Origin of the sequence: Halobacillus sp. B29, assembly GCF_052246755.1 — a bacterium.
GTDB lineage: Bacteria > Bacillota > Bacilli > Bacillales > Halobacillaceae > Halobacillus > Halobacillus halophilus.
Map to the genome: position 1 here is coordinate 112441 of NZ_JBQQCM010000003.1, position 19806 is coordinate 132246.

At 40.9% G+C, this 19806-nt stretch carries 19 protein-coding genes and 1 pseudogene; 5 read left to right on the plus strand and 15 right to left on the minus strand.

Annotation, left to right across the window (positions count from 1 at the left end):
- Positions 1-113 precede the first annotated feature (113 nt).
- The 5 genes from parC to ACTWP7_RS04875 form a co-directional block, all read right to left on the minus strand.
- On the minus strand, positions 114-2573 hold the full coding sequence (gene parC / locus ACTWP7_RS04855; RefSeq protein ID WP_443122237.1) for a DNA topoisomerase IV subunit A: 2460 nt from the start codon (positions 2571-2573) through the stop codon (positions 114-116).
- A 15-nt stretch (positions 2574-2588) separates the two neighbouring features.
- Positions 2589-4544: a DNA topoisomerase IV subunit B gene (parE, locus tag ACTWP7_RS04860; RefSeq protein WP_443122238.1), complete on the minus strand. Its 1956-nt coding sequence runs from the start codon at positions 4542-4544 to the stop codon at positions 2589-2591.
- A 192-nt stretch (positions 4545-4736) separates the two neighbouring features.
- Positions 4737-5150, minus strand: coding sequence for a CoA-binding protein (locus ACTWP7_RS04865; protein WP_443122239.1), 414 nt, complete (start codon positions 5148-5150; stop codon positions 4737-4739).
- A 10-nt stretch (positions 5151-5160) separates the two neighbouring features.
- Positions 5161-6687, minus strand: coding sequence for an ABC transporter permease/substrate-binding protein (locus ACTWP7_RS04870; RefSeq protein WP_443122240.1), 1527 nt, complete (start codon positions 6685-6687; stop codon positions 5161-5163).
- Positions 6684-7748 carry an ABC transporter ATP-binding protein gene (locus ACTWP7_RS04875; RefSeq protein WP_443122241.1) on the minus strand — a complete coding sequence of 355 codons (1065 nt, stop codon included), beginning with the start codon at positions 7746-7748 and terminating at the stop codon, positions 6684-6686. Before ACTWP7_RS04875 ends, ACTWP7_RS04870 begins: the two co-directional genes overlap by 4 nt.
- Before the next feature lie 364 nt (positions 7749-8112).
- On the opposite strand from ACTWP7_RS04875, the gene plsY reads away from it, so the two are divergent.
- From plsY to ACTWP7_RS04895, 4 genes are all read left to right on the plus strand, one after another.
- Entirely contained in the window at positions 8113-8694 is a 582-nt protein-coding gene (plsY, locus tag ACTWP7_RS04880) for a glycerol-3-phosphate 1-O-acyltransferase PlsY (RefSeq protein ID WP_443122242.1), read from the plus strand.
- Between the two features lie 189 nt (positions 8695-8883).
- Positions 8884-9816: a GTP cyclohydrolase FolE2 gene (gene folE2, locus ACTWP7_RS04885; protein WP_443122243.1), complete on the plus strand. Its 933-nt coding sequence runs from the start codon at positions 8884-8886 to the stop codon at positions 9814-9816.
- Between the two features lie 11 nt (positions 9817-9827).
- Positions 9828-10064, plus strand: a complete 237-nt coding sequence (yidD, locus tag ACTWP7_RS04890; protein ID WP_443122244.1) for a membrane protein insertion efficiency factor YidD — start codon at positions 9828-9830, stop codon at positions 10062-10064.
- Between the two features lie 99 nt (positions 10065-10163).
- Entirely contained in the window at positions 10164-10451 is a 288-nt protein-coding gene (locus ACTWP7_RS04895) for a HesB/YadR/YfhF family protein (protein ID WP_014643389.1), read from the plus strand.
- A gap of 135 nt (positions 10452-10586) precedes the next feature.
- Here the strand turns inward: ACTWP7_RS04895 and ACTWP7_RS04900 are convergent, their stop codons facing one another.
- The 7 genes from ACTWP7_RS04900 to acnA form a co-directional block, all read right to left on the minus strand.
- Positions 10587-10892, minus strand: coding sequence for a hypothetical protein (locus tag ACTWP7_RS04900; protein ID WP_443122245.1), 306 nt, complete (start codon positions 10890-10892; stop codon positions 10587-10589).
- A complete protein-coding gene (locus ACTWP7_RS04905) occupies positions 10892-11317 on the minus strand; it encodes an acyl-CoA thioesterase (RefSeq protein ID WP_443122246.1) in 426 nt (141 codons plus the stop codon). The genes ACTWP7_RS04900 and ACTWP7_RS04905 overlap by 1 nt, the downstream gene beginning before the upstream one ends.
- A 3-nt stretch (positions 11318-11320) precedes the next feature.
- Positions 11321-13579 (minus strand): AAA family ATPase, encoded by a 2259-nt coding sequence (locus ACTWP7_RS04910; RefSeq protein ID WP_443122247.1) that lies wholly within the window; start codon positions 13577-13579, stop codon positions 11321-11323.
- Positions 13580-13714: 135 nt separating this feature from the next.
- Positions 13715-13936, minus strand: a complete 222-nt coding sequence (gene tlp / locus ACTWP7_RS04915) for a small acid-soluble spore protein Tlp (protein ID WP_443122248.1) — start codon at positions 13934-13936, stop codon at positions 13715-13717.
- A 101-nt stretch (positions 13937-14037) separates the two neighbouring features.
- Positions 14038-14181 (minus strand): FbpB family small basic protein, encoded by a 144-nt coding sequence (locus ACTWP7_RS04920; protein ID WP_443122249.1) that lies wholly within the window; start codon positions 14179-14181, stop codon positions 14038-14040.
- 51 nt (positions 14182-14232) lie between these two features.
- The gene (locus ACTWP7_RS04925) at positions 14233-14829 is read right to left on the minus strand and encodes a TlpA disulfide reductase family protein (RefSeq protein ID WP_443122250.1); all 597 of its coding nucleotides are present in this window, start codon (positions 14827-14829) and stop codon (positions 14233-14235) included.
- Between the two features lie 156 nt (positions 14830-14985).
- A complete protein-coding gene (acnA, locus tag ACTWP7_RS04930; protein ID WP_443122251.1) occupies positions 14986-17691 on the minus strand; it encodes an aconitate hydratase AcnA in 2706 nt (901 codons plus the stop codon).
- 293 nt (positions 17692-17984) lie between these two features.
- On the opposite strand from acnA, the gene ACTWP7_RS04935 reads away from it, so the two are divergent.
- Positions 17985-18413 (plus strand): DUF2621 domain-containing protein, encoded by a 429-nt coding sequence (locus tag ACTWP7_RS04935; RefSeq protein ID WP_014643380.1) that lies wholly within the window; start codon positions 17985-17987, stop codon positions 18411-18413.
- Between the two features lie 31 nt (positions 18414-18444).
- Here ACTWP7_RS04935 and ACTWP7_RS04940 read toward each other — a convergent pair whose 3' ends face one another.
- The 3 genes and pseudogenes from ACTWP7_RS04940 to ACTWP7_RS04950 all read right to left on the minus strand — a co-directional run bounded on the left by ACTWP7_RS04940 (position 18445) and on the right by ACTWP7_RS04950 (position 19753).
- Positions 18445-18912 (minus strand): CcdC family protein, encoded by a 468-nt coding sequence (locus ACTWP7_RS04940; RefSeq protein WP_041601327.1) that lies wholly within the window; start codon positions 18910-18912, stop codon positions 18445-18447.
- 39 nt (positions 18913-18951) lie between these two features.
- A pseudogene (locus ACTWP7_RS04945) lies at positions 18952-19304 on the minus strand (response regulator).
- Between the two features lie 20 nt (positions 19305-19324).
- Positions 19325-19753: a Na(+)/H(+) antiporter subunit B gene (locus tag ACTWP7_RS04950; RefSeq protein ID WP_014643377.1), complete on the minus strand. Its 429-nt coding sequence runs from the start codon at positions 19751-19753 to the stop codon at positions 19325-19327.
- Between the last annotated feature and the right edge of the window lie 53 nt (positions 19754-19806).

Here is a 19806-nt window from a genome sequence, read left to right on the forward strand (position 1 = left end):
TACATTCATTTTAGCATAATTTTTTGAAAATACAAACGAATCTAAGGAAATATTGGAAGTAAAGAACTTTGGGAATATAGTAAAAGACAGTCTCTAAAGAGACTGTCTTTTCATTAATCGCTATCTGGGTCCTGGGATTGAAACGGATTTTCATAACAAGGTTTAATCCAGGCCTCTGAAATTTTTCCGTGCTGGTCTGTATCCATAACATAAGAGCCGTTACTGTACCGATCATTAGCTTTAAAGTCCATTACGTTCAGCGTAATCGATTCCTCTTTTTCCGTTTTCAATATCACCTGATCATCTCGATGGACTAGATGAACATCAATCAGGCGGTGAGGGTTATTTTTTAATTCACGCAGCATAATGACACCTCGTTTAGCACGAGAAGCCTTTTCAAATTCTTTCAAACGCATACGTTTAACTGCAGCACGATGTGTAGAAAGAAACACGGAAGGGTCTTCATTTTTATGGAAGATCTGCCCTGAAATGACCTCCTCTTCTTCTTTCAAGTGAATGGCTTTCACCCCGGCAGCGCGCTGGCCAACAGCATTAACTTCCTCTTCGGAATACCATAGACCATAAGCCTTGTTACTTGCAATAAAGATTTCGGAGTGACCATCCGTGACGTGGACATCCACAACTTCATCATTTCCTTTTAGATTAATAGCTACGAGAGCCTTTGAATGTCGCTGAGCCTGATACAGCTTCAATTCACTTTTCTTTACCATCCCGTTTTTGGTGAAGAAAAGTAAATATTGGTCTTGCTTGAATTCGCGGACCGGGATGGCTTCCACAATATATTCATCTTTCTCCACCTGGACAATGTTCGAAATATACTGCCCTAAATCCTTCCATCTGATGTCTGGAAGTTTATGAACAGGCAGGAATAGGTATTTACCGAGATTCGTAAACAACAAAATGGTGTCCGTTGTATTAATTTCAAGCAGTCTCAAAAGATGATCCCCATCTTTAAGAGCGAAATCCGCTCCATTGGAAGCTGCGTATGAACGGAGGCTTGTACGCTTCAAGTATCCATCTTTCGTAACGGAAACAAGTACGTCTTCACTGGCTACCGTTACTTCAAGATCAACTTTAAGTTCTTGTACTTCATCTTCTATATTGGTTCTCCGGTCTTCGCTGTATTGTTTTTTCATGCTTCGAAGGTCGGACTTGATAACTTTCATAAGCTCATGTTCACTGGCAAGTAATTTCTCTAAGTAAGATATTTGTTTGCGCAGCTCGTCTGCTTCCGCCTCAAGTGCCGTAATATCCGTATTCGTTAAACGATAAAGCTGAAGCGTGACAATGGCCTCTGCCTGAGCTTCTGTAAACGAATACTGATTCATTAATTGCTGTTTGGCATCTTGCTTGTCTTTAGAGCCACGAATGGTCGCTATGATTTCATCGAGAATCGAGATAGCTTTAATCAGCCCCTCAACAATATGTGCCCGTCTTTTAGCTTTGTTCAAATCATAGACGCACTGACGGGTGACAACTTCCTTCTGGTGGGATATATACGCATCCAGCATCGTTGGTAAACTCAGAAGTGTAGGGGTCCGATCATGAATAGCTACCATATTAAAACTGTACGATATTTGAAGATCCGTATGCTTATAAAGATAGTTAAGCACACCTTCACTGTTAGCGTCTTTTTTTAATTCAATAACGACCCTGAGGCCCGTCCGATCTGTTTCGTCACGTACTTCAGAAATTCCCTCTACTTTACGATCAATGCGAAGTTCATCCATCCGCTTAACCATGGTAGCTTTATTAACTTCAAAAGGAATTTCGTCAATTACGATCTGCTCTCGTCCGCCGCGAACTTCCTGAATTTCTGCACGTCCTCTAAGTACGATTTTTCCTTTCCCGTTCTCATACGCTTTTTGAATGCCTTCCACACCCTGAATCGTACCTCCGGTTGGGAAATCAGGACCTTTCAGCTTAGTCATTAATTCAGGTACTTCTGCATTTGGTTTATCAATTTTCATAATTACGGCATCAATAACCTCGCCGAGATTGTGAGGAGGTATTTCGGTGGCATAACCAGCCGAAATACCTGTAGAACCATTCACAAGAAGATTTGGAAATTTAGCCGGTAGAACAGTCGGTTCTTCAATTGTGTCATCAAAGTTTGGGATGAATTCTACCGTTTCTTTTTCAATATCTCTCAGAAGTTCTGATGAAATAGCGGAAAGTCTGGCTTCGGTGTAACGCATAGCGGCTGGCGGATCTCCGTCCACACTTCCATTATTTCCGTGCATTTCCACAAGAGGTTTCCGCAATTTCCACGTCTGGCTTAGACGTACCATCGCTTCATAAACGGAAGAGTCTCCGTGTGGGTGGTAATTACCAATTACAGTACCGACTGTTTTAGCCGACTTTCTATAGGCCTTATCATGTGTATTTCTTTCCTGATGCATTGCATATAAAATACGACGCTGTACGGGTTTTAAACCGTCCCTCGCATCGGGAAGAGCACGTTCCTGGATGATATATTTACTGTACCGTCCAAAACGATCTCCAAGAACTTCTTCCAATGGTAAATCTAAATACTTCTCTGCCTCTGCCAACAGAATATCCCCCTTTTATGTTTGAATTTTGTCGTTTTCTAAAATGTTAGCTTCGTCTTCCATACCGAAAGCGACATGGGATTCAATCCATTTGCGGCGAGGTTCTACTTTATCGCCCATCAATGTAGTTACGCGTCTTTCTGCGCGTGCCAGATCATCTATCGTTACCCTGATCAAGGTTCTGGACTCCGGATTCATCGTGGTTTCCCACAACTGATCCGCATTCATCTCACCAAGACCTTTGTAACGCTGAATGGAATAGCCGTTTTTGAACTCTTTAAGAAGCTTATGCATGCCTTCTTCATCCCAGGCATATTCGGTTTTTTCTTTCTTGCCTTTGCCCTTAGAAACCTTATAAAGCGGCGGAAGAGCAATGAATATTTTCCCTGCTTCGACAAGCTGTCTCATATAACGATAAAAGAATGTCAGCAGTAAGACTTGAATGTGGGCTCCATCCGTATCCGCATCCGTCATAATGACAATTTTATCGTAATTACAGTCTTCAAGAGTGAAATCTCCGCCTACACCGGCCCCAATAGTATGAATAATGGTGGAAATCTCTTCGTTTTTAAAGATGTCAGCTATCTTCGCTTTTTCAGTATTAATTACTTTTCCCCTTAATGGGAGAACCGCCTGGAATTTACGGTCACGTCCCTGCTTAGCAGAACCTCCTGCAGAATCGCCCTCTACGAGGTAAAGTTCATTTTTTTGCGGATTTCTGGACTGAGCGGGCGTTAACTTCCCACTGAGCAACGTATCTTTTCTTTTTTTCTTTTTTCCGGATCGAGCATCTTCACGGGCCTTACGCGCCGCTTCTCTTGCTTCCTTCGCTTTTACAGCTTTCTTAATGAGCATAGAAGCTACATCAGGATTTTCTTCAAGAAAATAAGATAACTGTTCAGCCACTACAGCGTCCACCGCTGAGCGCGCTTCTGAAGTTCCTAGTTTACTTTTGGTCTGACCTTCAAACTGAAGAAATTCCTCAGGGATTCGAACGGAGATCACTGCGGTGAATCCTTCACGAATATCGTTTCCTTCCAGGTTTTTATCTTTTTCCTTAATTAATTGAGCACGACGGGCGTAGTCATTAAAAATTCTTGTAATCGCCGTTTTAGCGCCTGATTCATGCGTACCTCCATCTTTTGTACGGACATTATTAACAAAGGAAAGGATATTCTCTGCGAAACCATCATTGAATTGGAATGCGAAATCAGCTTCGATGTCTTTATAGCTTCCCTCGAAGGATACAACGGGGTGAAGAGTGTCTTTCTCTTCATTGAGGTAAGAAACGAAGGATTCAATACCATCATTATACTGGTAAACCTCTTTAATTTTCTCACTGCGTTCATCAATCAGATTGATTCGAAACCCTTTCAACAGAAAAGCAGCTTCCTTCAAACGCTCCGATAACGTTTCGAAATTGAATTTCGTCACTGAAAATATACCAGGATCCGGTTTAAAACGAATGGTTGTCCCGGATTTTCTAGTCGCTCCTTTATGCTCCAGAGAAGTCACCGGAAGGCCTCCGTTTTCAAAGCGTTGATAGTATCTTTCTCCATTCCTGCATATATAGACTTCCAGCCATTCAGATAAGGCATTTACTACAGAAGCTCCGACACCATGAAGACCTCCGCTTGACTTATAGCCCCCCTGTCCGAACTTCCCTCCTGCGTGAAGCACAGTCAAAATCACTTCGGGTGTCGGTTTTCCTGTCTGATGCATTCCGGTCGGCATCCCTCGTGCTTCATCTTCTACAGAAACACTGCCGTCTTTATGAAGAGTTACCGTCATTTGATCTCCATGCCCGGCTAATGCCTCGTCTACGGCATTATCCACAATTTCATGTACCAAGTGGTGGAGGCCGCGGTGATCCGTAGATCCAATATACATCCCCGGTCGTTTTCGGACCGCCTCCAAACCTTCTAGTACTTGTATGGAATCATCTGAGTATGTTTGATTCTGCTTCGCCAATTTACCATCGGCTCCTTTCTCGTCAACTTCATCTACTACTATAATAGAACAAACGTTCGTTTGTGTAAACGCTCAATAAAAAATGCTGCTTGTTATATTGTAGCGATTTTATAAGGTTTCGCAAACATTATTCTAGTATCAACATGAAAAAACCCCTGTTTAAACAGGGATTTTTTTTAAAAGTATATTCTTTTACATATAAACAGCATGGGCAACTTTAATGCAGACATCCATGATCACGGTCATATCTTTATCCTTTAACTCTTCGTAGGCTTCTTCGTGAATAACACCCTGCTGTCCCCAAAAAGCTTGAGCAGAAATAGCAGAAGCTTCTTTAGCGACATCCGGAAGAAATTCTGACCTTCTAAACACGTTTATGATATCGATGGGTTCGGTAATATCGCTTAATTGTGCAACAGCCTTTTCACCTAATGCTTCATTGATGGTCGGATTAACAGGAATAATGCGGTACCCCGCTTCCTGCATAGCTTTACTAATCTGGTATGAAGTGCGATGCGGTTTGTCTGATAGACCGACGACCGCAATCGTTTTAGAGTTTTGTAATACTTCCGCAATCTCTTCGCGTGATGGGTTTTTAAACGTCATATTATACCTCCTATTCTTCAATTAAGCCTTCGCTCACTAAATACTCGCGTGCGACTTCTTCAGGGGTTCGATCTTCATAATCGACTTCATAGTTCATTTGACGCATTTTATCCCCGGTGACTTTTCCACCTAATTGATTAAGAGCATCTTTTACTTCAGGATATCTATCCAAAGTTTCCTGCCTCATAAGGGGGGCACCTTGGTAAGGAGGGAACAAATTCTCAGGATCTTCGAGAACCTTCAAGTTTAAGTCTACCATATATCCGGAAGTGGCATATGCATCAATAATATCCACGGTACCATCTTTAATAGCTCCCTGACGCAATCCCGGGTCCATCGTACGTACTTCACCAATATTAAGATCATACACTTCTTTCATTCCCTGATAACCATCCTGACGATCATTGAACTCAAGAGTAAAACCGGCAGTAATCTGGTCTTCCACTTGTTTTAAATCCCCAATGGTTTCTAAGTTATATCTTTCAGCAAGCTCCTGCGTAGTAGCTACAGCATACGTATTATTAAATTGCATGGGCTCTAAGAACGCCATATCATATGTTTCAGCCATGCCTTCTTTTGCCTGCTGATATACTTCCTGCGGCTCATTGCTGTTCGCCTGTTCATCAAGCAAGGATACAATAGCCGTCCCTGTAAATTCAGGATATATGTCTATGCTGCCCTCCTGTAAGGCACTGAATACAAGATCCGTTTTCCCTAAGTTTGGTTTCAATCCTACAGAAAGATCCGTTTCTTCTTCAATAAGCATTTCGTACATGTTAATTAAAATAGCAGGTTCCGAACCTAATTTTGCTCCAAGGACGAGATCGTTTTTCGCCTTCCCGCCAAACGCTAATGGACCTACAGCAATTAATGCGGCAATAACCAAAAGACTTACTAGAGAGCGGAAACCAGACTTTGCGGATGTTCTCTCAAACAGTCGAAGGATCACATCTAATATAATAGCTAACAGAGCGGCTGGAATAGCACCGAGAAGAATAAGATTCACATCACCACCGCGGTCAAGACCAAGGAGAATTAAATCACCTAAACCCCCGGCCCCTATTAAAGCAGCAATTGTAGTAGTCCCGACTATTAAGACCATAGATGTACGAATTCCAGCCATAATAACCGGCATAGCCAGTGGTAACTCTACTCGGGATAAGCGGCGAAAAGAATTCATTCCCATTCCTGTAGCCGCTTCCTTAAGAGCAGGATCTACTTCTTTAATCCCGGTGTAGGTATTTCTGAGTATAGGCAGAAGTCCATACGCTGTTAGAGCAATAATGGCAGGCGTCTGCCCAATTCCGAATAAAGGAATTAAAAACGCTAAGACTGCAAGACTGGGTATTGTTTGTAAAATGGCCGTTGCCCCAATAACAGGTTCAGCAACCTTTTGTTTTCGTGTTAATAACAATCCTAGAGGCACGGATATGAGTGTCGCAATGACTAGAGCAATAATAGAAATTTGTAAGTGTTCCCAGATCTTTTCAAGTAAGACATCCTGTCGTTGAATAAAAACCTCTTTAAATTGGCTCATAGCTGTCCCACCCCTTTTTCATGGTGGTTTTCTTTCAAATAAAAGACGATATCTTTATAAGAAAGAGTACCTAGAAGCTGATCCTGTTTTACTACCGGAAGCATTGGATAATCTGTTTTTTCAAATACGGCAGTAGCCTCTTTTAAAGTCATTCCATTTTCTAGAGCAGGAAGATCCATCTTCTCGCCATCATGAATCGCAGTGGCATACGTTCCATCGGGATTTTTTAACGCGAATGTTCCTTTGTTCGGAATTGTTCCTTTATCTAGTTCATCAACAGGATACATTTGATTTTTTGTTCGGTCCATAATGACGTCTACCGCTGTTTCCCATGGAGTTTTACGGCTTCCTATGAAATCTTTCACAAACTCATTTGCAGGATGTAGTATTAAATTCTGAGGAGTGTCTAATTGAACAATCTCTCCCGCTTGCATGACACAAACTCTGTCTCCAAGAGCCATAGCTTCATCCATATCATGAGTCACAAACACAATAGTTTTCTGAATTTCCTGTTGCAGCTGTCTGATATCTTTCTGCAGCTGCTCACGACTAATGGGATCCAGGGCACTAAATGGCTCGTCCATTAATATAATATCCGGATCAGCAGCCAGAGCCCTTATAACGCCTACCCTTTGCTGCTGCCCGCCCGATAATTCGCTAGGTTTCCGCTTCCGGTGCTTTTCAGCATCTAACCCAACCATATGCATTAGTTCATCAATACGGTTAGAAAGGTCTTTCTTTTTCCACTTCTTCATTTCAGGAACAATAGATATATTCTCTTCTATCGTCATATGAGGAAACAAAGCAATTTCCTGTAATACATAACCAATATTCCAACGGAGCTCGTGAATGTTATATTCGCGAATATCTTTATTATGTATAGTTATTGACCCTTCTGTAGGATGGATCAATCGGTTGATCATCTTCATCATTGTAGTCTTACCGCAGCCACTGGGACCAATTAAAGTTAACAGCTCCCCGTCCTTCACGTGCAAGGCAATGTCTTTAAGAGCTGTTGTCCCATCAGGATACGTCTTCGTTACGTCTTGGAACGTAATCATGGTTTTCCCCCTCTTTATTCTAATAAAATATGAATTTTATATTTCCACAATTCCACAACTTCAAACATTTTGCAAAGGTTCGAAATCAATTGGAACACATTGAGAAACTAATATTATATCTTCTATATCCTATCACTTGGCAAGAAATTTCTTGTCACACGGTGCTGAATTGGTATAATAGGAAGTTGTTACAGCATTGGAGTTTAGTACATAAGTTTAAATCTATAGATCGTATATTATAAAGGTACTCTAAATCTCCTTATCCCTTAAATGAATAAGTTTAACCTTTACAATGAAGCGGCCGGGTTCTTTCCTCAAACCTCTCATGGTAAAATAGAATAAAGCAACGAAGGAGATGAGTGGCATGGAATACGCTTTATTTGCTATTATCGCGTACTTGCTTGGGTCCATTCCATCAGGTCTGATAATAGGGAAATATGGCTATGATACTGATATTAGAGAGCACGGAAGCGGTAATTTGGGCGGAACCAACACTTTTCGTGTATTAGGCATTAAAGCAGGTTTAATTGTAACTTCAGCGGATATCCTTAAGGGAACTCTGGCAACAGCTCTTCCTTTATTGTTTGGAGCCGAAGTCATTACATTAATCATTGGAATTTTTGCTGTGATTGGTCATATGTACCCAATCTTTGCAGGTTTTAAAGGTGGAAAAGCTGTTGCTACTTCCGGAGGCGTTATATTGGGAGTTAACCCTATTATTTTCTTTATACTACTAGCCACTTTCTTCCTGGCTTTATACATTAGTAAATACGTATCTCTATCTTCTATGATCAGTGGTGTCGTCGGGATAGTTGCTACTCTGATTGTCCGAGACTTTGGGTTGACCATTGTAATTACTCTTTTCACGCTATTCGTGATCTACCGTCATCGATCGAATATTAAAAGGATTATAAACAAAACTGAACCAAAAATCACTTGGATGTAACCTGCTTTTCACGAGGTCTGTGCTAAAAAGCATAGACCTCCTTTTTTGTGGAAACGATAGTAAAACAACCGTAGGATAGGTTTTATCCTGTTTTTACCAACACATTAATAAAAGCATTAAATTGTATAAATAGATTTACATATTGTATACTTTGACTTAGAAATGAAGGCCTGAAAGGAGTCTTTTACTATGAACAAAACTGAACTAAACCATAATAAGCAATTACCTTCCAAAGAAGAGCGCCACCAATTATTTGGATCTGTGAAACCAGGTCCACGTACAAAACCGGTGGATAAAGATAAAATGGCGGATTTACAAAATTCAAAAAAAGATTTCCTTTTCGATATTGATATGGTGGGAATTTCAAACGTGAAGCACCCTATTCGCATTCCAAGTAAACTGACGCCGGAAATTCAGACAACGATTGGCACGTTCTCCTTTGGTTCCTCTATTGTGAAAGGAAGTAAAGGAACAAATATGAGCCGCTTCACAGAACAATTAGATAAATATCACAATGAAGGGTTTGCCATAGATATTGCAACCTTAAAAGGCTTTACCGAGGAACTTGCCGGTCGTTTAAAAGAAAAAGATGCTGAAGTGGAAGTACATTTCCCCTGGTTCTTTGAAAGAAAAGGGCCTTACTCAGACCTTGCTGGTATGAACTACGCAGATGCTACGATTCGTGATGAATATAGGGAAGAAACCGGGCATGATGTTACGGTTACGTTAACTGGTAAAATTACTACTCTTTGTCCTTGTTCAAAAGAAATCAGTGAATACAGCGCCCATAACCAGCGAGGTAACGTATCCATGACTGTTACATTAACGGATGATTTCGACGAGCAGGAAATTGATTGGAAAGCGGCTTTACTTGAGGCGGCCGAAAGTAATGCAAGTGCCCGGATTCACCCCGTTTTGAAAAGACCAGATGAAAAAATGGTTACAGAACAAGCGTATGAGAACCCTCGCTTTGTAGAAGACATCGTTCGTCTGGTTGCAGCTGATTTATATGAACTTGAATTTGTAGAAGCTTTTTCCGTAACTTGCCGGAATGAAGAATCTATCCATCTTCACGATGCCGTAGCAACTCTGAGTTATGATAAAAAACAAGAGGCAGAGTAAGGACTTGATTTATGAAGCATGTCATGATTGGCCTTATAAATTTTTACCGTAAAGGAATCAGTCCTTTCTTTCCACCCAGCTGCCGTTTCCAGCCTACTTGTTCGGAGTACGGACTTGAAGCTTTCAAACGGTTTGGTTTTTTAAAAGGGGCCTATTTGACCATTAAGCGGATCTTGAAGTGCCATCCTTTTCATAAAGGTGGTTTTGATCCGGTTCCTGATAAACATAAGAAAGACAACCATCTGTAGATGAATTGTGGTTGTCTTTCTATTTTAGTAGGTTTATCTATACCCATTTACGGATACACCATATGGGACGACCATAGAATAGAAGGAGTTGAATAAATAATGGATCTTACCGTTACAGAAGAAGCAGCTAAATGGTATGAAGAAGAACTAGATGTAGATGACAATACAAACCTTCGATTTTATGTCCGTTATGGAGGAACAGGTGGTCTTCAGCCAGGGTTTTCTCTAGCGATTCGAATAGAAGAACCATCTGAACCTATTGCGGAAACAAAAGTTGGAAAGATTACTTATTTTATAGAGGAAGATGATGAATGGTACTTCGGAGGTCGTTCTCTCCAGGTAGAGTTCAGCTCTAAATGGGAAGAACCAGACTTCCAATATCAATAGTCCTTTAATCAAACCAGAAACTCTTCAGCTCTAAGCTGCGTTTCTGGTTTTTCTTTTCCTATTAAAGGGGTTCCCCTCATTCTCCCTTCGTTTGGATAAAAAAAGCCGCCCCAAAAGGGCAGCTCGGCAATATAATTAAGGACTTAAATTGAAGCGTTCAATATGTTCCCATTTTTGTTCCTTCATTAAGATTTTATATTGGTGGTCCCCAAATAAATCAAAGTGTGGAAAGCTTGGATCATGATGAATCCAACGGGCGTCCAGCCCGTATTGAGCTCCCCATTGGCTTAATTTCTCAAGATCAGAACAGCCAACTTTAGTAACCGTATCGCATCCCGGGAAACGGTCATCAAGCCAGAAATGGGTTAAGAAAGCTATTTCACCTTTCTCTACTTTTCTTTTCCAGTCAACTAATTCTTTTCTTTTCACGCCAAAAGCCATTACCGCTCCCCTTCCATAGCCGCTAAATAAGCTTGGTGCCACTCTGGAAAGCTCCGTCTTATTGATACTGGCCGGAAATTTTCTTTTTTTACAATGACGTGCTTCGTTTGTCCAGACACGGCTAATCTTCCATCTCCATGAACGACTTCGTATCCATAGGTAACGCGCAGACCATCGTACTCATCGACCCAGGTTTTTACAACGGCTTCATCACCATAGCGAACTGGATGTTTAAAACTTATATTGGCGTCAATAACAGGGGAAACGACCCCTTGTTTCTCAATTTCTGAATATTTAAAACCAAGCTCTTCAATAAAAGCAGTTCGACCAATCTCAAACCATACGAGATAATTGGCATGGTAAACTACGCCCATCATATCTGTTTCTTGATACCTTACCTGTATCGGTGTTTCTACCACTTTCATCATTTATGACTCCCTTCGAACGGCTTGCCAGGCTTTTTCAAGATCGTTTACTACTAATTCATTCATATCTGCTGATTCATCCTCTACAATTCTCGTCGCCTGATACTGAATGGCTTCATTAACAAGATTATTTACAAACCGTCCATTTCCGCGAATTCGATGATTTTTATATTTCTCAAGAAGGAACTCTTCAGCCCACTCGTTAAAAGTGTAGCCGAATTGGTACGCTTGAAAATGCGTCATTTCCAATAGTTCCTGTTCATTGTAATCGGGGAAATGGAAATATTTCTTAAACCTTGAAGATAGTCCTGGATTACTTTCTACAAGCTGTTCCATTTCACGCTGGTATCCGGCAAGAATCACTACGAGGTTTTCGTTATGTTTGGTCATTTCATCAACAATGGTTTCGATCGCCTCTTTACCAAATTCATCTCTTCCTCCGTTATAGAGAGAATAAGCTTCATCAATAAAGAGAACTCCCCCTAGTGCTTCCCGGATTTTTCGCTTCGTTTTCATTGCTGTTTGGCCGACATATCCGGCCACAAGATCGCTTCTGGATACAACAACCATATGACCTCTTTTAAGAAGACCACACTGCTTTAAAATATCCGAATAGATTTCTGCAACCGTCGTCTTACCAGTGCCTGGATTTCCTGAAAACACAGAATGTAATTGAATAGGTACGACAGGATATCCATTCTCTTTCCTCTTTTGCTGAGCTTGGACAAAAGAAGATAATTTTCGCACCTCTGCCTTTACGTTATCCAGGCCGATTAATTCATCTAGGCGATTCCTGGGAGATAGCTTCTCATCGGCAGCCGAAGTGTCCCATGCCAGATCATTTTCATCAATTCTCATATGATCGAGCCAGTGGGTTTTATCCCGCTCTGCCTCCTTGGCCCCTTTTTGGAAAATGGTTTTCAGGACCAGATTTTTTACAGTACGAGCATTGCCAAAGGAATCATCCACACGCTCTCGATCAATGAGAGAGGTAAACTCATTTAGTGCGTTTGTCGTAAAAAAGAAATCATTATCAATAGCAGTCTGTTCTGCAATAGTAATCAATTCTTCCATTTTATAATCGGGGAGAGAAATATGGTTTTGTTCAGGAAAGCGGCTGCGAAGCCCAGGATTTGACCATAAAAATTGCCGCATCTCTTCTGGATATCCTGCTAATATTACGGCGAATTTTCCACCAAATTCTTTTCCGGTCATGGCCGAAACCAGCGTGTCGATCACAGCTTGCCCATAATCATTACCCGTCTGGCCTTCACGCTTCAAACTGTAGGCCTCATCAATAAAAAGAACTCCACCAATAGCCTGCTTGACATAGTTCATTGTATTTTCTTCACTTTGACCAACATATGAGCCAACCAAATGAGACCGGTTGACTTCAACGACTTCTTTTGTATCGAGAATTCCCAATTCATGATAAATGTTGGCCAGTAAGCGTGCCATCGTCGTTTTGCCTGTTCCAGGATTGCCGGTAATAATCATGTGCAGCCCTGGCTCATCTACCATAGAGAAACCAAAATTCTTTCTGTGCTGCTGGTATTTTAAAAAATGATAATATCGTCTAATATACGTCTTAACGTCTTTTAGACCTACCATCTGATCAAAAGCTTCCAATGGATTACCGGAAGAAGCATCCGTTAAAAAGCGGGGTAGTCTTTTATACAGCTCATCCTGGTGGTCTGAAAGTTCTCTAGTACGTTCGTTAATTTCTTTAACAGGAAGGCGAATTCGACGATTTTCAACTGAATTAAGCGCCTCAGCCATTATCTTTTCTAAAGCGTCTAATTTTTCATATACTTCCTGATATAATTTCATGCGGTTAGTCGCGTCTATTAGCGTTTTAGAAGCTAATTCTGAATCCCATTGGGCTTTCAATTTAGTTACATCTTCATGTATAGATCGAGCCTTTTTTGCTTTAGCTGAATCGTGATCTGTCTCATGAAGCACCCACTGTTCAAGTGGTGTGCGCTTTAAGTGAGTATAAGCTTGCATCATCTGCTTCGATTCATATAAATCCGTGACCAGTGAATGATTACCTGCGAGCACCCTTGCTTCATCAATAAATTGATCAGCTAATTTCTCATGCTCTGGATGGCGTTTGATCCGATGATAGGCTAACGTCACATATAGGAGGGCCTTTAGTTCTGTGTCTTGTATTTCCTCTTGATTAAAATAACGAAGAGCTTCTACTTCTGAAAGCGGAGGCTTTTCATCTATACTTTTCCAATGTTTTAACTGTTCGATCATATTTTCACTTCCTTTCCTATCACCGTTATTTATTTTATCATAGTGAACTGTCTATGTAGATGAACTCGATTTCCAAACTATTCTTCCATTACATGATAAAACCGCTCCAGCTAAGCTAGAAGCGGTTTCTTAACATTAATAATTCTGATTACGAGCCTCGTCTTTGATCTCTTCACGCATTGCATTAATGGATTTGTTTCTTCGTTTGTTCTTATCTTCGATGTTCTTCTTTTCCTCTTCTGTAGCAAACTTCAGAGAATCATGAGAAGCTTCGATGTTTTCAATGGTATTCGTTACTTTTTCTTGCAATTTCCCTACATTGTCCGACCGGTTATCTGGATTAGATTGATGAGTCATGTGGTGGCCTCCTTTTAAACCTTAGTTGACTTTACTTAATAAAGCCAATCCTTATTTTTTCCACCTTACAATGTTTTATACCATACAAAAATCCCACCTTGTTATGATGGGATTTGTTTTATTCGTTCATTATGTCTTTGCTCTATCCGCTCATCAATTTGATTCATCAACTGCTCATCTTCCTCTATAGAGCGAATGTTCTCTTTAACAAGATCTTCAAACGATAAGGTTCTCTGTTTTCTCACGGAAATCTCTCCTTTTTTGTTAAGGATTTCCACTTAGAACCTGTATTATACCTATTCTAAAGCATTTTTCATTTCTATCATGAAATCATAGGTCATCGGACCAACTTTCCTGGATTCCTGAATCACTCCATCTGTTCCTATAAAATAAGTGGTAGGAATGGAAATCGTTTGATAAGTCTGGTGCAACTCTAAATCTTTATCCAAAAGTATGGGAAAGCTGTAACCGCCCTTATCTATATATGACCGGACCTCATCTATACTGGTTTCAGATCCTGTTCCATTTACGGCAAGTACTGCGACTTCCTCACCATACTTCTGTTGAAATCGTTCCATTTCAGGCATCTCGTCACGACAAGGCGGACACCACGTGGCCCAAAAATTCAGAAAAACTTTCTTCCCTTTGTAATCTGAAAGCTGAACAACTTCCCCTTTTAAGGTCTCTACTGTGAAATTCGGGGCTTTCTCACCTTCTTTTAATCCACTCGGGGCGTTTGGAGCAGTCATTCCTGCTCTTTTTTCTTCTTTTTTGGATTCATATGTCTGTAATTCGCTGTCTGCAGGACTTGTCTCTCTTTCGCTCCAGACGTTGTACGCCACAAGAGATAATAGAGCCAATAAAAATACAGAAGCGAGCACTTGTTTAACCAAACTGGTCCACTCCCCTAATCATTCTTCATGTACTAAGTATAAGAATATAGAAATCTAAATATGTCTGTAAAGATAAATGAAGAAATTCTAGAAATATTGTCACACTCCTATGTAAAAAAGCCGCCTTAAGAATAAGGCGGCCTTTCCATATGAAACTTAACTCATTTTGTTACGCAGAACCATTTGAAGAATTCCACCGTGACGATAGTAGTCAACTTCAACTTCACTATCAAAACGAGCTACAACTTCAAATTCTTTCTTATTGCCATCTTCATCGGTTGCTGTAACTTTAACAAGATCGTGTGGTTTAACATCTTCCCCAATTTGCACATCGTAAGTTTCACGGCCAGTTAATCCTAGAGATTCAATTGTATCGCCTGATTTAAACTGGAGAGGAAGAACACCCATCATGACAAGGTTAGAGCGGTGAATACGCTCAAAGCTTTGAGCAATTACCGTCTTAATACCTAATAGGTCCGTACCTTTAGCGGCCCAGTCACGGGAACTTCCCATTCCGTAGTCATCTCCAGCGATAACAAGAAGTGGTGTTTCGTCCTGCTGATATTTCATAGCAGCCGTATAAATCGGCATTACTTCTTCTGTCGGCCAATAAGTAGTATAACCACCTTCTGTACCTGGAGCTAACTCATTACGGATACGAATGTTAGCGAATGTACCACGCATCATGACTTCATGGTTACCACGTCTTGAACCATAAGAGTTAAAGTTACGTGGACTGACGCCTTTTTCCTGTAAATACTCACCTGCTGGCATATCTTTAGGGATAGCACCGGCTGGAGAGATATGGTCTGTAGTTACAGAGTCACCGAATTTACCGATAACCCGCATGCCGTTAAGTGGTTTAACGGATTCAGGGTCACTGGATAATCCCTCAAAGAACGGTGGGTTCTGAATATAGGTGGAATCATCATTCCAGTCATAAAGCGGCTCATCTGTTGTATTAATTTCATTCCATTTTTCATTGGAATTAAAGACATTTTCATATTCTTTCCGGAAGATCTCAGGAGTAACAACTCGTGCAATTTCAGCTTTAATTTCTTCCTGAGAAGGCCAGATATCGTCAAAGAATACATCATTTCCATTCTGATCTTTACCGATTGCTTCATTTTTCAGGTCAATATCCACGGTACCTGCCAGTGCATAAGCCACTACTAATGGCGGTGAAGCCAAATAGTTCGCTTTAACAAGCGGATGAATACGACCTTCGAAATTTCGGTTTCCGGAAAGTACAGAAGAAGCGATCAAGTCATTATCCGCAATCGTTTCTTCAATTTCAGGAAGCAGTGGTCCGGAGTTACCTATACATGTAGTACAACCGTAACCTACCAGGTTAAAGCCTAATGTATTTAAGTGCTCCATCAGACCTGAATCCTCAAGATAGCGGGTAACTACTTTAGATCCCGGCGCAAGAGAAGTTTTTACGTAAGCCGGAACATCAAGACCCTTTTCAATAGCTTTCTTCGCTACAAGTCCTGCTCCAAGCATTACGTGGGGATTTGAAGTATTGGTACAGGAAGTAATAGCTGCAATAGCCAATGCTCCTGTCTTCATAACCGCTTTTTCTCCACTTTCAAATTGAACTTCCGCTTCTTTTTTGAATTCTGATTTATCAAGACCAAAACCATGATTTCCGGCCGGACCTGTTACAGCATCTTCGAAAGAGTTTTTCATCTTGGAAAGCGGAATTAAATCCTGTGGACGCTTTGGACCAGATAGGTTTGGTTCCAGTTCTCCGAGATCGATTTCAACTAATGAAGTGAATTCAGGATCTTCCTGTGCTGGATCATACCATAGCTGGTTTTCTTTACAGTACGTTTCCACAAGTGAAATTTGTTCTTCGCTGCGGCCTGTTAAACGTAAGTATTCAAGTGATTCTCCGTCTACTGGGAAGAATCCGCAAGTTGCTCCGTATTCAGGAGCCATGTTTGAGATCGTAGCACGATCAGCCAGCGGCATTTCCTGTAACCCAGGACCAAAGAATTCAACAAATTTCCCGACTACATTCTGCTCACGAAGTTTTTGCGTAACTTTTAAAGCCAAGTCGGTAGCTGTTGTTCCCTGTGGGAAGCTTCCATTTAACTTCACACCAATAACTTCTGGTGCCGGGAAGTATGAAGGCTGTCCAAGCATGCCTGCTTCGGCTTCGATTCCGCCTACACCCCAGCCAAGAACTCCTAGTCCGTTGATCATGGTGGTGTGAGAATCTGTACCCACAAGTGTATCGGGATAAGTATCATAAGCCCCGTTGCCATCCTCTTTAGCATGGACAACATTAGCGATATATTCAAGGTTTACCTGGTGAACGATACCCGTTGCTGGTGGTACGGCGCGGTAGTTATCAAAGGCTTTCTGCGCCCAGTGAAGAAATTCATAACGTTCCTGGTTACGTTCAAACTCCAGCTCCATGTTAATGTTAAGTGCATCTGCTGTACCGTATTTATCAACCTGTACAGAGTGGTCAATAACGAGATCTACCGGCACTTCTGGATTAATCTTTTCAGGACTTCCACCCATGTCCACCATCGCTTTTCTAAGTGAAGCAAGGTCTACCACAGCTGGTACACCAGTGAAATCCTGCAGAATTACACGGGAAGGTTTAAACGGAACATCTTCCCCTTTTGATTTACTGGTTCCCCAGTTTGCTAGACTCTCAACGTGTTCGTCTTTAATCACACGGCCGTCATGCTGGCGCAGAAGAGATTCAAGCAGAATACGAATAGAGAAAGGCAGACGGGAAATCTTGCCCTGCCCCGCATCTTCTAAGGCTTTTAAGTCGTAATAGTTGTACGTTTGGCCATTTAGGTCAAATTGTTTGCGAGAATTATATGGATTGCTAGCCATACTTCCTTTTACCCCCTCATCATAATTTAATGGAGAGCCCTGTAAAAATGGCTTCCCCATTCCCCAATTAGTGTACATTTGCGACCTTTAATTATATAAGTTCACAAATCTGCACCCCTTATTGTAAATGAAAACGATTTATAAGTAAAATAATTAGACACTATTTTTTATAATTCGACTTACTTGGAAAAATACAAGTAGCAGCCTTCTTTTCGCCATCAACGACCTTGTATTTCCTGGAGGTTCCTTTTATAATTAAAGTAAGTTTATATATGAATGAAACAGGTGATAATATGTCAGGCGGATTTGCCCTTTTTATCGTTGCTTGGACCGTTGTTTTAATTACGTTAATGGGGATCGGCGGCTTCTTTATGTTTCGTAAGTTCTTAAAACGTCTCCCTAAAGAAGATGGGAAATCGATCATTGACTGGGAAGAATACTACGTCGATAAAACACGTAAAATGTGGACTCAGGAACAAAAAGATCTCTTAGAAGAGTTAGTTTCTCCGGTTCCAGAATTATTTCGTGATGTAGCCCGGCAGAAAATTGCCGGAAGAATCGGTCAGGTAGCTTTGGAAAAAAAACGAAAAAAAATAACCCAAGAAGTGATTATTGAAGGTTATATTTTAGCCACTCCTAAACGGGATCATAAATTTCTTATTAAAAAACTTGAAGAAAAGGATATCGATTTGGAACCATATCAGCCATTATTTGATCGTTAAGAAGACCCGGCACAATCTGCCGGGTCTTCTTTTATGTTTCTAACGTTTTTTCAAGCCGCAAAAATTGCCTGAGCATAGCGAGTCTCCAGGTAAGAATCATTCCTAAAGCAAGTAAAAAGAACATTCCGCTCGTTTCTCCAAAGGAAATGGTTTGACCAATTATTAGTTTAAGGATAACGCGTAGAATGAGTAATCCGAATAAAATAAATACAAACGCTTTCGAAGGCTTAAGATAGATATCACCATCTCGTACCTCCAACTTGGAAGTTCTAATTAAAAAAATAGAAAAAAGCATCCCTACTGCTACAGCTTCAATCACCTGTGTCCACTCCACTCGGAAAACAGGAAAAATGAACATAAAAGCACCGGTACTCATAAAAAACGGCGGGAGAATGATTTTTTTTATACTGGCCGGCTGCCTGGCTGCCCGCATTCTAATAAAAATCATAGCAGTAGCCATACACGCCGCAACCAGTGTGCTTGCTATTAACCAAAACATAAACATTCACACTTTCTTTTCTGATCGTCCGTACTTAACTTAACACACGTTCATGGCCTCGAGTACCATTCTTTCATCAAAAGGCTTAGCAATGAAATCTTTAGCACCGTTTTCTATCGCTTCAACAATCAATTTTGCTGACCCAGAGCAGAACCCATCACTACTTTGGCATGCTGAGACTGAGTTTTTATTTGTTTAAGAGCTTCAAGCCCGTTCATTTCAGAGATGGTAATGTCCATGGTTGTCAAATCCGGCTGAAGCATAAGATGCAATTCTACCGCTTTCTTACCATCTGCCGCTTCTCCTACGGCTTCGTGATTCGCTTTTTGCAGAATATTGGTGAGCGTCAAGCGTGTAAACTCCGTATCGTCCACCACTAGTATCCGAGCCATACAAACTCCCTCTCAAAATCTCAACTTCGATCGTTTGCAATGGTTAGTATAATAGTCATTGTTATACCAACAACCGTAAGATACACACCCAGATCAAACAATAATGCTGTAGCAAGTTCAGTTTTACCTAAGATCGGAAGTTGAAAGTAAGCGTATGTCTGACTCAAAAAAGGCTGACCAAAAATAAATGAACCGATGCCTGTTCCTAAAGCTATAATTAATCCAACCGGAATGATATAGCGAAAGTTAATCGGCAGAATCTTTTCCATAGAGCGTATTCCATATGCCATATACATAAGTACAAAAGCAGCGGACGTCATTAATCCGCCGATAAAACCGCCTCCAGGGGCATTGTGGCCTGCAAAGAATAAGTAAATAGAAAATCCTAAAATAATAAACGCGATTAATGTAGTCGTTGCTCGTAAAATAATGTCATTGGTGCGGGTCATATTCATACTCCTTTACTGTTTAATTCCTATTTTAATCATAATATAAAGTTTCT